15 protein-coding genes are annotated in these 15,751 nt (G+C 48.1%); 11 read left to right on the forward strand and 4 right to left on the reverse strand.

The genetic code is table 11. From position 1 onward, the window contains the following. Positions 1-33: 33 nt before the first annotated feature. Positions 34-1,272: an MFS transporter gene (locus C3B52_RS01565; protein WP_103104332.1), complete on the reverse strand. Its 1,239-nt coding sequence runs from the start codon at positions 1,270-1,272 to the stop codon at positions 34-36. Between the two features lie 246 nt (positions 1,273-1,518). Here C3B52_RS01565 and C3B52_RS01570 point away from each other — a divergent pair, with 246 nt between their 5' ends. From C3B52_RS01570 to C3B52_RS01580, 3 genes are all read left to right on the forward strand, one after another. After that, positions 1,519-2,832, forward strand: a complete 1,314-nt coding sequence (locus C3B52_RS01570) for an HTH domain-containing protein (RefSeq protein ID WP_103104333.1) — start codon at positions 1,519-1,521, stop codon at positions 2,830-2,832. 132 nt (positions 2,833-2,964) lie between these two features. After that, entirely contained in the window at positions 2,965-3,351 is a 387-nt protein-coding gene (locus tag C3B52_RS01575; protein ID WP_103104334.1) for a cupredoxin domain-containing protein, read from the forward strand. A gap of 402 nt (positions 3,352-3,753) precedes the next feature. Then, entirely contained in the window at positions 3,754-4,281 is a 528-nt protein-coding gene (locus C3B52_RS01580) for a hypothetical protein (protein WP_103104335.1), read from the forward strand. A 42-nt stretch (positions 4,282-4,323) separates the two neighbouring features. On the opposite strand, the gene C3B52_RS01585 is transcribed toward C3B52_RS01580, so the two are convergent. Then, a complete protein-coding gene (locus tag C3B52_RS01585) occupies positions 4,324-4,599 on the reverse strand; it encodes a hypothetical protein (protein ID WP_103104336.1) in 276 nt (91 codons plus the stop codon). A 139-nt stretch (positions 4,600-4,738) separates the two neighbouring features. Beyond that, a complete protein-coding gene (locus C3B52_RS01590) occupies positions 4,739-5,740 on the reverse strand; it encodes an NAD(P)/FAD-dependent oxidoreductase (protein ID WP_201264839.1) in 1,002 nt (333 codons plus the stop codon). A 358-nt stretch (positions 5,741-6,098) separates the two neighbouring features. On the opposite strand from C3B52_RS01590, the gene C3B52_RS01600 reads away from it, so the two are divergent. The 4 genes from C3B52_RS01600 to C3B52_RS36295 all read left to right on the forward strand — a co-directional run bounded on the left by C3B52_RS01600 (position 6,099) and on the right by C3B52_RS36295 (position 8,431). Then, on the forward strand, positions 6,099-7,289 hold the full coding sequence (locus C3B52_RS01600) for an NAD(P)/FAD-dependent oxidoreductase (protein WP_103104339.1): 1,191 nt from the start codon (positions 6,099-6,101) through the stop codon (positions 7,287-7,289). A 4-nt stretch (positions 7,290-7,293) separates the two neighbouring features. Next, on the forward strand, positions 7,294-7,545 hold the full coding sequence (locus C3B52_RS01605; protein WP_049741570.1) for a hypothetical protein: 252 nt from the start codon (positions 7,294-7,296) through the stop codon (positions 7,543-7,545). 66 nt (positions 7,546-7,611) lie between these two features. After that, entirely contained in the window at positions 7,612-8,088 is a 477-nt protein-coding gene (locus tag C3B52_RS01610; protein ID WP_103104340.1) for an NUDIX domain-containing protein, read from the forward strand. A 202-nt stretch (positions 8,089-8,290) separates the two neighbouring features. Further along, positions 8,291-8,431: a YuiA family protein gene (locus C3B52_RS36295; RefSeq protein WP_201264837.1), complete on the forward strand. Its 141-nt coding sequence runs from the start codon at positions 8,291-8,293 to the stop codon at positions 8,429-8,431. A 73-nt stretch (positions 8,432-8,504) separates the two neighbouring features. Here the strand turns inward: C3B52_RS36295 and C3B52_RS01615 are convergent, their stop codons facing one another. After that, positions 8,505-10,220 (reverse strand): peptide ABC transporter substrate-binding protein, encoded by a 1,716-nt coding sequence (locus C3B52_RS01615; RefSeq protein WP_103104341.1) that lies wholly within the window; start codon positions 10,218-10,220, stop codon positions 8,505-8,507. A 138-nt stretch (positions 10,221-10,358) separates the two neighbouring features. Here C3B52_RS01615 and C3B52_RS01620 point away from each other — a divergent pair, with 138 nt between their 5' ends. The 4 genes from C3B52_RS01620 to C3B52_RS38010 all read left to right on the forward strand — a co-directional run bounded on the left by C3B52_RS01620 (position 10,359) and on the right by C3B52_RS38010 (position 15,649). Beyond that, positions 10,359-11,438 carry a M24 family metallopeptidase gene (locus C3B52_RS01620; RefSeq protein ID WP_103104342.1) on the forward strand — a complete coding sequence of 360 codons (1,080 nt, stop codon included), beginning with the start codon at positions 10,359-10,361 and terminating at the stop codon, positions 11,436-11,438. A 239-nt stretch (positions 11,439-11,677) separates the two neighbouring features. Further along, positions 11,678-12,604, forward strand: a complete 927-nt coding sequence (gene opp3b / locus C3B52_RS01625) for an oligopeptide ABC transporter permease (protein ID WP_103104343.1) — start codon at positions 11,678-11,680, stop codon at positions 12,602-12,604. Beyond that, a complete protein-coding gene (gene opp3C / locus C3B52_RS01630; RefSeq protein WP_103104344.1) occupies positions 12,604-13,629 on the forward strand; it encodes an oligopeptide ABC transporter permease in 1,026 nt (341 codons plus the stop codon). Before opp3b ends, opp3C begins: the two co-directional genes overlap by 1 nt. A gap of 16 nt (positions 13,630-13,645) precedes the next feature. Beyond that, positions 13,646-15,649 carry an ABC transporter ATP-binding protein gene (locus tag C3B52_RS38010; RefSeq protein ID WP_103104345.1) on the forward strand — a complete coding sequence of 668 codons (2,004 nt, stop codon included), beginning with the start codon at positions 13,646-13,648 and terminating at the stop codon, positions 15,647-15,649. Positions 15,650-15,751: the final 102 nt, after the last annotated feature.

Raw genomic sequence — 15,751 nt, forward strand, 5'->3', positions numbered from 1 at the left:
TTCAAAATTTTTACGAATCGTTCCATTTCGCGCTTAGTTAGTGGTGCTAACCGTGGCTGGAGCCTCATTTCGCACTTGTGGTGTAGTCCGAAGCGTCATGCCTACCACAAACGGAATGGCTACCGCGATGATCAACAACCAGAACGCTGCATCATAAGAGCCGTTGAACTGTTGAATCATAAAGCCCATGGCTGTTGGCGCAATAACTCCTGCCGTTTGTCCACCGAGATAGATCAGGCCAGAAGCAGCACCGACAGAGGAAGGATCGATATACTTCAGTGGCATGGTCAATGTCGTGGTTACTGCTGCGGCAAGACCGATATTCGCTAGTGTCTGGTACGCGACTACTAACGCTACGGTAGGAGCTTTAGACAAGAGATAAAGCGAAATGATGCCAATAAACGAACCGATTACGATTAATAGTCTTTCGCGTCCTACCATGCGTTTGTCCAAAAGCCATCCGGTGAGCAAGACAGTAGCAAAGGAGAGAATCGCTGGAATCGAAGCGAGAGCACCCATGGAAACCATATCGAGATGGCGAACCTTTACCATATAGGTAGGCATCCAGGACATCATGCCCCATGTCACCATCGAAATACCGAAGTAGATAGCCATTAGCTTCCACAGCATGGAGATTTTCAACAGCTTGCGCAAAGGCAGCTTTTCATCGGTTTTCTTGGCAGCGACAGCTTGTGCTCCGGTTGGATGCAAGAACTTGGCGTATAAAGCAGCAAGAAGCAATCCGACTATTCCGAGAATGACAAACATAAATTGCCAGCCAAAGCTTTTGGACAGGCTCGCTGCTACCAAGGTAGCGAGTACACCCCCGATGGTTGTAGCTGAGGTCAAGATAGATTTGGCACGTGCCCGTTCGTGCTGTGGAAAGCTTTCTGCTACCGCAACCGAACTGGCAGAAGGATAGCTGCCCTCGCCAATCCCGAACAAGAAGCGAATCACGATGAGGGAGAGGAACGACCAGGCAGTACCTGTCAGGATCGTAAACAGCGACCAGCCGACAACAGATATAATAATGACTTTACGCGAGCCGAATTTATCTGCCAGACTGCCCCCAATTGGCTGCATGATCGCATAGCTCAGAAAGAAGCTGCTGAGAATAAGACCAACCTGTGTTTCGGATAGACCAAACTCTTGCGAAATAGGGATGACAGCTACATTGATCGCGACTTTATCGAAATAGTTGATGATCCAACCAAGGCACAGAAGTCCGAGGACCAGGTACTTGTTTTTGCTGTTTGCAATAGCGGTATTCATCGTAAGACCCCCTTGTTAGCGTTTTCACGGTTGTGTACAAAAAATGCGATTTTCTAAGCAGGCGAAAGGGAACACCACCACCTTATGTAAGTAAACGAAATCGAAAAAGTATTTTTAGACATAATAAGGACGATTTCTAAAAATAACTTTAAAGCAATCTTTTTGACATTTCAAGCCTTTTCAAAATATTTTCAAAGAGGCCCAAATCTCCTATAATGGTCAAGTGAGTGGAAGGAGGGATTTCTTATGATCCGATTGGGTGCCATCATTGCCCAGCACTCTTTAACAGAATTGGTATCCGTTCCGGCACGTGTCCAGGAACAGTGTGAGATCGTCATGCTGCCCTATCAGCGTTTGCATGAGACACCAGAGATTTACAGACAAAACGAGCAAAATGTCGATGGCTTTGTACTGACAGAATTGGCTTATACGTATCTCATGCAAGAGTGGGGCAGCTTTTCCATACCGACGTATACGTTTCAAATCAGTGAGCAGGAGTTTTATAAAAAGCTGTTTCAGCTTACCCTGCGTAATCGAGACATGGATTTCTCTCGGGTGTATATCGACTTTATTCATCCACAAAACAACTTTATGGGGCTTACAGATATCTTCGAGGAAGCGTCTATGCCGTATACGCTAAAAGGCTTCATGGTAAACGATGAGATTTATGAGGCGGTACTGAACGAGCATATTCGTTTGAAACAAGAGGGCAAAATTGACTTGTCGTTGACGCGCTTGAGCAATATCGTGCCACAGCTCGACCGGCACGGTGTACCGCATATGTATGTCTTCCCCTCGCCTGACTCCATCGTCGCGCAGTTTGAGCAAATCATTACGGAGCTGGCTGCGATCAAACTGGCGGAGAGTCGTATCGCGATCGGGCATATTACGATTGGCCAAGTGGATGGTGAAAAAGAGAGCTTGAACGAGTGGGAGCTGCGGCAAATGCTGCTGCACAAATCGCTTTTGGAGTTCAGTACGGAGCAGCGGGTTCCGTTTTTGATCCAAAAATCGAATAAAAGCTTTGAGATCATCAGTTCTTTTAAAGACATCAAACTGCTAACCGACAACCTCACCCAATGCCTATTACTTGCCTACCTGGAAAAAACACTTCCGTTTCCCGTGCATATCGGTTGGGGCGTAGGAAACAGCATGTACAAGGCTCGGACAAACGCACAGGCTGCCAACGGCATGTCGGCGGCAAATCAAACGCCAGGTACGTTCATTGTGACCGACAGCGATCAGATTATTGGTCCGCTTGGAGAAGAAAACTGTCTTCACTATCGAAATCAAATGAATAGCGCGATCCAGCGACTGAGTGAAGCGACGGATTTGTCTACGCTGCAGCTCCAAAAAATATTGGCGGTTCTAGCGAAAACGGAGAGTAACGAGCTGACGGCAGATGAGCTCGCCTACCATCTCGGGGTCACGGTACGAAGCGCGAATCGGATGCTCAATCGACTGGAGGAAAAAGGCGTTGCTCACGTCTTGTATAAGAAACAGGAGAAGCTGCGCGGACGTCCTACGAAAATCTATCAAATTCAGCTGCCAACCGAATAATTTTGGCGAGCCTGGAAAAATGTTCATCAATCGTTAGCCATTTCGTCACCAATTAGTCAAGGATTCCAGATTTTGGACGACTTCTTTTCAGTACAATGATAGTGTAGAACAAGTAGAAAGAAGGGGTCAGAAGTGAACAAAAAATGGGGTCTGTTGGTTTCAGCAGTTGCGCTGTCCGCAATGTTGATGACAGCATGTGGTGGAGAAAGCAAGGATCAGGCGGCAAGCGGCAATTCCGCAACTCCTGCAGCGACATCTGGCACTGCGGTTAACATTGAAGCGAGCAACTGGAAATTCAATCAAGATACATTTGAGGTTAAGGCTGGCGAGGAGTTCACCATTAACTTCAAATCGACTGAAGGCTTCCATGGAATCGGGATCCAAGGCCTGGATGTAGACATCCAAAAAGACGGCAGCAAAACGATGAAAATCGATGAAGCTGGCGAATACACCATTTTCTGCAATGTTATTTGCGGACCAGACCACGGCAAAATGGTTGCTAAACTCGTTGTAAAATAAATCAAATTCCTTTTCCATAAGAGAAACACACAACCACCCAAACACTTTGGCCTGCATTGCGGGTCAGGGTGTTTTTCAATTTTTACGGACATACTACATGGGTAGCAATCAAAGCCAGTATCCAAGGGGAGAACTCACATGTCGAAGCACAACAACAAGGATAAAAGGCCAACGGAGGCTTCAGCGGGATCTCGCAGCACACCTCCCAAAACGGGAGAAAATACGGGACATAATTTGCGAAAAGAAGATAAGTAACAGCAAGCGGTCACATCCACTTCTATGAAAGGTCCACCAAAAGCTTACGGGTGGGCCTTTCCCATTTCCTTTTCACATTTTCATACATGATTTTTCTCATTTTTGCGCATGGTAAGGAGGAAAAGGTTGTAAAAAGGAGTGGATGAAATGAAGCATTGGAAAAGAGGAGTAGTAGCAGCGATCTTGGGGGTGAGCATGGCGCTTCCAGGTGTCGTTCAGGCAGCGACGCATTCAGCACATTCTTATTCAACGGATAACGTGAAGCCCTTGCACAGGGATCACGGTGATCACGCCAAAAAGTTCCATGGCATGCACAGTGGCGCACACCAAAAAATGTACATGACCCTGCTGGCTGAAAAGTATACACCCAATAGTGTGGGAGAATGGCAAGCCGCTTTCAAGGAAAGAGAGCGTCTGATGAATGAGCTCGAAGCAGCCCGCAGTGCCAATAGTGACGATCCGAAAGAAAAGAAAATGGACGAGCAAGGCAAAAACGATGACAATGATGCGAGACGTGCACGCATGGAGCAGTACAAGCAGACGCGCGAGGAATTCAACGCGGCGATTGAGTCAGGAGATGCGGCAAAAATCAAGGAAACACTGCCGAAGATGCTGGAGCAGCTGAAATCCAAAAATGAGCGTCTGGCGCAAAAGCTGAAGGAAAAAAAGAAATAGGCAACAAGAGCAAAGAGGACGTGTCAGAGAGGCACGTCCTTTTTACATAAATGGCTGCGCCAGCATAGCTGGTGTCCATTCCTGCACGATGATCGTATGCTCCTCCTGGCATTTGGGGCACCAGCCGGTGTGCAGGCATTGATGATTCTGACGATCCGGATAGCCATTGTCCAGTTTGGCATCATCTATTTCACGGTATGGACTGTAAGCACCATAGAAGTCATACAGCTTGCCCGCATCCGACAGCAGCTGTCCACAGCGAGGACAATCATTAGCAAGAGCAGCAAGTCCATTACAAACCGGGCAAAAATGTTTCATGGCAACTCTCCTCCACGACGGTTTGGCGGTCATCACTACTGTGCGCCTGAACCAGATGGGCTATGCAAGAATAGGAGGGAGGGGAGAAGATAAAAACCCTGCTTGTGCTTCTGGGAGCAGCAAACAGGGATTGACATTGTTATGCTTTAAAGTTGTCCATGCTTGACGAGTGGCCTGGCTGCAGCTTTGCATCCGGGTTGAAATAAGAAACGGCGTTGTTCACGGCAGTGGGAGCTTCACCAAACCCAACAGCAATCAGCTTCACTTTGCCTGGATACGTGGCGATGTCACCAGCTGCAAAAATGCCTGGAATATTGGATTCCATGCGCGTGTTCACAACAATCGAGCCTTTTTCCAGCTCGAGTCCCCAATTTTTAATCGGACCGAGAGAGGAAATGAAGCCAAAGTTGACGATGACAGCATCGACTTCCAATTCAACTTCTTCCTTGGTTGTGCTGTTAACTAATGTGAGTCGTTCAATCTTGTCTTCACCGTGCAAGGCTGTTAATTCGTAAGGGGTGGTTACTTTTACTTTGGATGCCATGAGCATTTCTACGCTGTGTTCATGAGCACGGAATTTGTCTCTGCGATGGATGAGGTGTACTTCTTTGGCAATCGGTTCGAGCATCAGGGACCAGTCCAGTGCGGAGTCGCCACCGCCAAAAACGGCAACGCGCTGTCCCTTGAAGGAGTTCAGATCGGTAACAAAGTAGTGCAGATTGGATTTTTCGTATTTGACGGCATCTGGATGTTCCAGTCTGCGGGGTTCAAAAGCACCTACACCTGCTGTGATGATTACAGATTTGGAGTAGTGCGTGCCTTTGTCCGTTGTGATTTCAAACACATCGTCCGCTTTTTTCTCTACGTTTTCCACTTTTTCTTCCAGGCAAACCGTTTGCTGAAAGCGTGAAATCTGATCTTTCAGATTATTGATTAAATCCTGCGCCAAAACCTTTGGGAATCCGGCTACATCATATATGTACTTCTCCGGATAAAGAGCAGACAATTGCCCACCAAGCTGAGGCATGCTCTCAATGATTTTTACACTTGCCTGGCGCATGCCACCATAAAAAGCAGTGAACAATCCGGCCGGGCCTCCACCAATGATCGTAATGTCGTAGATTTGCTCGTCCTTTTGCAGAAAATTCAATCCAAAGCACCTCCGAATATTCGTGAAACGAACTCAAGCTCCATTATACCTTATTTTTCCGATTGAAAAAAAGCAGGTAAAATTCGGTGGGATAGGCAAAAAACCCTTGCAAATCAAATCTGCACCCGATAAGATGAGGGGGAATGTAATAATATTGTCACATTTTTTTCTGGGTTTGTGCTTTTTTTCACAGATTGCTTCATACAACATAGCATAGGCAATCATTCTCGCTATGACTTCTGCATTCATTTTGGGCATCTTATTACGTAACTAGCCTCGTGAAATTTCGCACAAACTCACCTTTATATGTATTTTTCCTTACTATTATTGATGAATGGAAGGGATACCGATGAGTACACCCAAAATCCTCATTCTGGGCGCTGGCTACGGTGGGTTAATTACCACTCTGCAGCTGCAAAAAAGGCTGAATTACAACGAAGCAGAAATCACCTTGGTAAACAAACACAACTATCACTATATTACGACTTGGCTCCATGAGCCGGCTGCTGGAACAGCTTCTGCTGACCATGCACGTGTGAGTCTCGAAGGGCTTTTAAACAGCGACAAGGTCAATTTTGTAAAAGGCACGGTCCAATCGATTCAATCCGAAGCACAAACCGTGACTTTGGAAAATGGGGACGTCTTAGGCTATGACTACCTCGTGATCGGCCTCGGAAGTGAACCGGAGACATTCGGCATCGAGGGATTAAAGGAGCACGCATTCAGCATCCGCAGCATCAATGCGGTGCGCCATATTCGCGAGCACATCGAATACATGTTTTCCAAATATAAAAATGAACCGCATCGCACCGATTACTTGACCTTTGTTGTCGGGGGAGCAGGCTTTACAGGAATCGAATTTTGTGGGGAGCTCGGAGATCGTCTGCCAGAGCTTTGCGAGGAATTCGATGTGGACCCAGAGCTTGTAAAGGTATATTGCATAGAGGCAGCGCCTACTGCTTTGCCTGGCTTTGATCCTGAGCTGGTCAACTACGCGATGGATGTACTGGAACGCAAAGGGATTGAATTCAAGATCGGGACCCCTATCAAGCAATGCACCCCGGATGGTGTACTGCTTGCAACAGGCGAAGAGATCAAATCCAAAACAGTCATCTGGGCCGCTGGCGTGCGCGGAAACAGCCTCGTGGAAAAAGCAGGCTTTGAAGTTATGCGGGGCCGTGTCAAGGTCGACGAATATTTGCGGGCGCCTGGGCAAGAAAACGTATTTGTCGTAGGTGACTGCGCTCTCATCTTTAACGAAGAAGGGCGCCCTTATCCGCCAACTGCTCAAATCGCTGTCCAAGAAGGCGAAACATTGGGCGACAATTTAGCAGCGATGATTCGTGGAGAACTCACCCAAAAGTTTACTCCTCATCTTCAAGGAACACTCGCCTCTCTTGGAAAAGGCGAAGGCATCGGCCAGGTTGGTTCGAAAAAGCTGTTTGGCAGCACAGCAGCCATGATGAAAAAAGCGAGCGATTTGCGCTACCTGTACAAAATCGGCGGCGTCGGTCTGGCTCTCAAGAAAGTAAAGCTGTAGGCGTATGCGTCACGCGAGTATACAAGTCAGAGGGCTAATGACCCGCGAAGAGATGGAACGCTACAACGCCATGATGGAAGTGGGCGCTTTTTTGGAAGAACAGGGCAGACACGACCTGGCGTGGAATGTGCAGCGAGAAGTGGATATTCTCATCCTGCCTGCTATCGACCGGCTCAAGGAAAAGGGCCGGGAGAGGGACAGAGAAAATCTGCGTTACATGATTGATAATGGCCTGTTGGATGACGAGGATGACTAAACGATTGGGTGCCCCCGGTAAGTGTTGCCGGGGGTTTCGTGTAGGTAAGAAAGGGAGCGAGGGAGTATGAGAGAAGGAAAAGTATGGCTTGGGGCATGTGGAATTGTGATACGCGGCGAGGAAGCACTCGTGGTCAAAAAAGCGTATAGCGGACTAAAAGGACAATGGTCGTTTCCGGCAGGCTTCGTTCAGCAGTCAGAGACGGTAGATGAGGCTGCGGTACGTGAGGTGCTGGAGGAAACAGGGGTACAAGCTGTTGTCCGGCACGTAGCGGGAATTCGATCGGGTGTCATTAAAGAAAGCATCAGCGATAACATGGTTGTGTTTTGGATGGATTATGTGAGTGGGGAGCCCAGGCCGCAGGAGGGCGAGATTGAAGAAGCGCGTTTCATGCCGATCAGTGAGCTCATGCATGATCCACTTTCTTCTACATACTTGAAAATTATTTTGCCTGGGTACAAAACTCGTGAGCAAGGCATGCCTGGGCATACGTATGAGATTGATCCAGTCTTTCAGTACACCTCCTATAAAATATTCAAGTAAAGAAGGAGCTCACAAGCCAAAATAGTGAGAATCAAAAAGCTAAACCGTGATGTTTCCGCTTACATCATGGTTTTTTTGCATTTTTTTCGATGGAAAGCTGTTGTGCAATCCGTAAATATTCTGATATAGTTAGATACATCAAAATTATCTGAATATACATGCAATTACCTAAAACGCATGTATATCGAAAGGGGAGCTCATCATGAGACAGAAACAAGAACAATGCCCGTATTGTGATGGTCAAGGGTATTTCCAGTTGCTCCTGGGGGGCTCGGAAAATTGCCCAAACTGTGAAGGAGCAGGTACACATGCTCAAGCTGATCCAGTCTCTTCTAAACAATAATGACCATACGGCATAGCAAGGAAAACCGTCAGGGAATCACTCCCCGACGGTTTTTTTGGTTTTCGTTCTAAAGCTACTTTTTTCCTTCGATATATGCCCATTTGTAACTGAATGTTGAGTTGGGATGAGCCACAAATTCTTTTACGTATGGCTTGATCAAGCGAGCGGAGGCTGCCTGATACAGAGGAGAGATGACAACCTCCTGGTCAATTAAAATTTTCTCCGCCTCTTGCATGTTGCTAAAGCGAGCGTTGATATCGGAAAAATCTGTCATGGCCGAACGAATCAGCCGATCGTATTCGGCATTGGCAAAGCCTTGCCAGTTATAAGCACCATCCGATAAAAAGACGCCGAGGAAATCAACCGGGTCCTGCAAGCTGCTGCGCCAGCCGGAAAAGGACATGGCATAATCCAGCTTACTTTCAAGCGCCAGCTTTTGCTTGTTTGGCTGCTGATTGATTTTGACCTTCAGACCTGGCAAGCTCTTTTCCAGCTCACTTTGAATGAATTCGGCTACTTTTTTACGGGATTCATCATCATAGCTCAAAAACTCCAGCTCGATTTGTTTCACTCCCAGCTCGGACAGCCCCTTGTTCCAGTACTCCAATGCTTTTTCCTTGCCATCTGCGTTGAAATCTCCGTATTTGTCGCGGAAATCCTGGCTGCCGTCTGGACTGAATACAAACTGCTTCGGCACAAGGAAATACGCGGGGATCGAGCCGTTTTTCAGAACCAGCTCGGCTGCCTGCTTTTTGTTCCAAGCCATATCAATAGCCCTGCGGATGTTCACGTTTTTCAAAAACGGGTTCTTCTGATTCAAACGAATGAAATACATCTCTGTTTTTAGTGCGGTTGTAAAATCTGGATTCGTGTTGTACAGGTCGACTACCTCTGAGGACAGGTCAGCGACATCCAATGCACCCGTTTCATACAGGTTGATGCCTGTTGTCACATCCTTGACGACGTTGAAATTGATCGTCTCCATTTTGACTGAGGCGGCATCCCAGTAGCCCGGATTTTTTTTGAGTACCCAGCCCTTTTCATGCTGCCACGAATCGAGAGTGAAAGGGCCGTTGAAAAGAATATTTTGGGCTTCCAGGGCGTACTGCTCTTTTTGTGCGTCGATAAATTCTTTATTTTGCGGGAAATAGACCGAACCGGTAACCAGATCGAGGAAGTACGGAACGGCGTTCTCCAGAGTCACAACCAGTGTGTTGGCATCAACTGCTTTAACGCCTAGCTCTTCCACTTTTCCGTAGAGCGGATTTCCTTTTTCCTGAATGGCTTTCGCGTTTTGAATATCATCCATGAGGTATGCGTGAGGGGAGAGCGTATCAGGATGCAGCGCACGCCCCCAGGCATAGACGAAATCTTGGGCAGTTACGGGCTGACCGTTGCTCCATTTGGCAGCTTGGCGCAAATGAAAGGTGTACGTTTTTCGATCCTCACTGACATCATAGCGCTCGGCGACACCGGGGGTGGGTTTGTTATCGGGACCGAGACGGTAGAGGCCCTCATAAATGTTCATGATAATCGTTGCTGACAAGCCGTCCATGATTCCGTTTGTTTTCAATGTAGGAATTTCTCCCGAGGCGATTAAATTCAGAACCTGTGGCTCCGCAGCACTGTTTTCGGTAGCAGCGGGAGTCGTCGTGGCTGGCTGCTCAGGCTTTGCAGCTACTGAACCAGGATTTGCTTGCGTGTTACTGGTGCCCGAGCCGTAACAACCCGTGAGCAAGGTAGAAAGAAGGAGTAGAAAGATCAGAATCATGCCTGTGTGACGCTTCATAAATGATCAACGCCCCTCTCGATCAAAAATGGTTACGCAATTGTTTCCAAGCAATGTTCATGCCGAGTGAGCATGGCATTGATATTGCAAAAATGGAGGAGTGCATTGGCGTATCCAACTTGAAAAGGGGGAAGTTGCATGGAAAGGCTGACGAAGGTAAGAGCAAGGCTTCAGGAGCTGGGCGTAGACGCGATGATGATAACGAATCCAATGAGCCGCAGATATTTGTCTGGCTTTACAGGGAGCAATGGGGTCATTCTCATCACAGAAAACGAAGCCAGGCTCGTTACCGACTATCGCTATTTTCAGCAGGCGAAGATGCAGACGGAAGGCTTTGAGGTTGTGCTGCACGCGGGTCACACAGGACATAAGGGGCTAATTTTCGACGAGGTAGCCAATCAAGTAAAAGAAATGGGCATTACCAGACTCGGTTTTGAGCAGGATCAATTGACCTTTACGTTTTATAAAAAATGTGAGGAGGTCTTTGCTGCTGAATTGATTCCGGTGTCCGGTCTTGTAGAGAAGCTGCGGGCAATCAAGTCAGCCGAAGAGATTGAGCAGTTAAAAACAGCGGCGCAGATCGCAGATGCAGCATTTCTTCATGTACTGGAGGTTGTACGGGCTGGCGTATCTGAGCTGGAAGTGGCGCTTGCGCTCGAAAACTATATGAAGAAACAAGGGACGGACACAACAGGCTTCTCTCCGATCGTAGCCTCCGGTTATCGCGGGGCACTTGCCCACGGTCGGGCGAGCGACAAAATCATGGAGAAGGGCGATCTTGTCACGATAGATTTCGGCTGCAACTACAAGGGCTACTGGTCTGATATATCCCGGACGGTAGCAATCGGAGAGCCAAGCGAACAGCTGCGGGAAATTCATGCGGTCGTGCTGGAATCGTTCAACCGCTGTGTAAGCGGGCTAAAACCGGGATTGACGGATCAGGAAGTAGATTCGCTGATGCGAGATGTGATCAAAGCGCATGGCTACAATGAATTGTCGGGTACCGGAACTGGTCATGGAATTGGGCTGGAGGTGCATGAGGACCCGTTTTTCTCGGTACGTCAGGTCATGTCGCTAGCTCCAGGGATGGTGATTACAGTGGAGCCGGGCATCTACCTCCCGAATGTCGGCGGAGCCAGGGTTGAGGACGTCATTCTCATCACAGAGGAGGGCAGTGAGGTCTTCACTCCTTCCACAAAAGAGTTGCTGATTTTATAACCAAAAGTTATCGGATGAAGAGCAATGGCAGGATAATCCCTGCCATTTTTTGGTTTATGGCTGTCTAAATATGTGTACAAATCAAAAAGCAATTAGACACGCCAGTGTAAAAGTATTTGTACAATTCAGATAAATGATCGGTTGCAACGGATGGCATAGGGATTGCTATTTATTTTGACAAGATAGCGGAAGTAGATGCGAGAATTCACATACAGCAAAATGCGGAAGGGGTGCAAGCCATGGGAAGGTACATATTGGGGAGAATGGGATACATCATCGTTACCTTTCTCGTAATTGCTACGTTGACGTTTCTCTTGATGCAGACATTGCCGGGGTCACCATTCAACGATGAACGCTTGTCTGAGACCCAAAAGCAGCGGTTGGCGGAGAAATACAAGCTCGACCAGCCAGTACCCATTCAGTACGGAAACTACATACTAAATCTGCTTCAAGGGGACCTCGGGGATTCCTATCAATACGATGGGAGGCCAGTGACCAAGATCATTGCAGAGCGCATCGGTCCATCCGTCGTGCTTGGGGCACAGGCGCTTTTGGTAGGAACCTTTCTCGGCTTGATTCTGGGCATTTTGGCGGCGCTTCGGCACAATTCCATCATTGACTACGCAGCGATGGTCATTGCGGTGTTGGGCCTGTCTATTCCTTCTTTTGTGTTTGCTGGGTTATTGCAGTACTGGGTAGGGGTCAGACTGCAGTGGCTTCCGGTCGCATTTTGGGAGGGCTTTGAATATTCGATCCTGCCTACGCTCTCGTTGTCCGTTTTCGTGACAGCCACGATGGCCAGATATATGAGAACAGAGATGCTGGAGGTTTTGAGCCAAGATTTTATTGTGATGGCCAGGGCAAAAGGGATGAGCAATTTTCTCATCATTATCAAGCATGGGCTGCGTAATGCGATGATTCCGATCATTACGGTTTTGGGACCGATGGCAGTCTCACTCATGACAGGAACACTGGTCATCGAAAAAATTTTTAGTGTGCCTGGTCTTGGCGAGCAATTTATCAAGTCTATCTTGACCAATGACTACTCGGTAATTATGGGTGTGACTTTGTTTTACAGCATTTTGTTCATCGGTATCGTATTCGTTGTAGACATTTTGTACGGCTGGATCGACCCGCGAATTCGCATGTCTGGGAGGGAGCGCTGATGCACGCAAAACAGGTGGAGCAGGATACACTGCCAGATGAGCTATTTGAGCTGGTCCAAGTAGATGAGCGAAAGCTGGAATCGATCACACGACCACAGTTGACCTTTTGGCAGGATGCGTGGCGGCGGCTCTGCAAAAACAAAGCGTCCTTTGCTGGCCTGATCATGATTGGAATCATTCTCGTTTTTGCCCTGTTTGGTCCGTATATGAGTGGCTTTGGCTTCAATGACCAAAATATTACGCGGGCAAACCTGCCGCCCAAAATACCCGTTCTGGATCAGATCTCATGGCTAGGAGTAAACGGAGTAGATATTCGCGGAATCGATCAGTACGAGAAAAAGGATGTAGCGGAATCATACTGGTTCGGAACGGATGAGCTTGGGCGTGACCTGTGGACACGTGTCTGGCAAGGAACGCGCATTTCTTTATATATTGCGATTCTCGCAGCAGGCATTGATTTAATCATTGGTGTTGCCTACGGAGGAATCTCTGCTTTTTATGGAGGGCGAGTGGACAATATCATGCAGCGAATTATCGAAGTGCTCGTAGGTGTCCCGCATTTGATCGTCGTGATTCTGCTGATAATCGTGCTGGAGCCAGGGATTATTTCGATGACGATCGCCATGGTGATTACAGGCTGGGTGGGAATGGCACGAATTGTACGCGGGCAAATTCTCAAATTAAAGAGCCAGGAATACGTGATGGCAGCGCAAACGTTGGGGGCATCGGATTCACGGCTGATTTGGAGACATTTAATCCCGAATACGATTGGACCTATCATCGTTACGACCATGTTTACGATTCCAAACGCGATTTTTGCAGAGGCATTTCTCAGCTTTATCGGGCTTGGCTTGCAGCCTCCGATCGCATCGCTCGGCACCCTCGTCAATGACGGCTTCAAGCTGCTGCGTATTTATCCGCACGCGATGATTATTTCAGCAGTAGTGATCAGCATGATTATGGTGAGCTTTAACTTGGCAGGGGATGGCCTGCGTGATGCGCTCGATCCGAAAATGCGGAAATAAAAGAGGGGGAGAGACGATGGAAAACATACTCGAAGTAAACGATTTGCATGTCTCTTTTCAAACGTTTTCCGGGGAGGTTCATGCGGTACGCGGAGTCAGCTTTGCCGTGAAAAAAGGGGAGACGCTGGCGATTGTCGGAGAATCGGGTTCAGGCAAATCGGTGACCTCGAAAGCCATCATGAGACTGCTGCCGTCACCTGCGGCACAGATAAAACGGGGCGAGATATTGTACCAGGGCATGGATTTGACAAAGCAAACAGATAAAAAAATGCAGCAGATTCGCGGTGCGGATATCGCCATGATTTTTCAAGATCCGATGACCGCGCTCGACCCGACGATGAAGATCGGAAAACAGATTACGGAGGTTATTTGCCGGCATCAAAAGCTGAGGTATCAAGAGGCTGTCCAGCGGGCGATTGAGCTGTTGAAACTGACTGGCATTCCGCAGCCAAAAGAAAGGCTGGAGCACTATCCCCATCAGTTTTCTGGAGGAATGAGGCAGCGTGTAATGATCGCGATTGCGCTCGCCTGCAATCCGAAAATCCTCATCGCTGACGAACCGACAACCGCTCTGGATGTTACCATTCAGGCACAGATTTTGGAGCTGTTGAAAGAGATTCAGCAAAAGACTCAGACATCAATCATTTTCATTACGCACGATCTGGGCGTAGTAGCGCAAATGGCGGATCGGGTTGCCGTCATGTATGCCGGGAAAATCGTAGAGACTGGATTGGTACACGAAATTTTTTATGATCCGAGACATCCATACACGTGGGGCTTGCTCGGTGCTATGCCCAGCTTAGAGCGCCAAGATGCGGAGCTGGTTACGATCCCGGGCTCTCCTCCTGATCTGTTTCAACCGCCAAAAGGAGACGCATTTGCCCCGCGCAATCCATATGCGATGAAAATTGACTTTGAGCTGGAGCCGCCGATGTTTAAAATAACGGATACTCATTATGCAGCGACATGGCTTTTGCATAAAAAAGCGCCAGCAGTTGAGCGACCGGTTGCGATTAGAAATGGAGAGACAGCACTAACCGTGCAAAAGCAGTCAGGAAGTGCCCAGTCACGCCAGTACAGAAAAACAAAGCTACTGCAAGTGCAAGGACTGAAAAAGCACTTCCACAATAAAAATCAGGTGGTAAAAGCGCTGGATGGCGTGACATTTGACATTTATAAAGGAGAAACGTTTGGACTTGTCGGAGAATCTGGCTGCGGCAAGTCCACGATCGGTCGGACAATTATGCGTTTGTATGAACCGACAGAGGGAGCCGTGCTCTACCAAGGAGAGGATCATGTGGCCAGGCTGGACCTCGCTGAGAAAAAAAGTCGCAGAAAACGGATGCAGATGATTTTTCAGGACCCTTACTCCTCATTAAACCCACGGATGACAGTAGCTGATATCATCGCAGAGGGCATCGACATCCATGGAATCACAGCATCGAGTCAGGAGCGGATGGAAAAGATTTATGAGCTGCTGGAGACAGTCGGTTTAAACAAAGAGCATGCGAAGCGCTATCCGCATGAATTCAGCGGAGGGCAGCGGCAACGCATCGGGATTGCGAGGGCACTTGCAGTAGAGCCAGAGTTTATCATCTGCGACGAGCCGATATCGGCGCTGGATGTGTCGATCCAGGCACAAGTCGTTAATTTGCTTAAGCGATTGCAAAAAGAAAAAATGCTCACCTATCTTTTCATTGCTCACGACCTGTCTATGGTCAAGCATATCAGTGATCGGATCGGGGTCATGCATCGCGGCAAGCTGGTTGAACTGGCTGCGAGTGATGTTTTGTACGAGCATCCGCTTCACCCGTATACGCAGTCTCTCTTGTCAGCCATTCCGTTGCCCGATCCACTCCACGAACGGGAGCGGAAGCGAATCGTGTTTGATGAACAAGTATATCTGAGTGAGCGAGAAGAGCGTGTCTTTCGCGAGGTCGCCAGGGATCACTGGGTAGCCTGTACGGAATCCGAGTTTGAAGCATATCAGAAGCTTGCCTCGCAAGCACAGGTCCAGTAGACTTTTGCCTATGTGAAAACTGCGATCAGCCTAATGACAGCGCGTATTTGCAGCAGTCGCTCATATTGACCTTTCCCTCTTATTCGGCTACACTTAAAAGCG

Source organism: Brevibacillus reuszeri, from assembly GCF_002897295.1.
GTDB classification, from domain to species: domain Bacteria; phylum Bacillota; class Bacilli; order Brevibacillales; family Brevibacillaceae; genus Brevibacillus; species Brevibacillus reuszeri_A.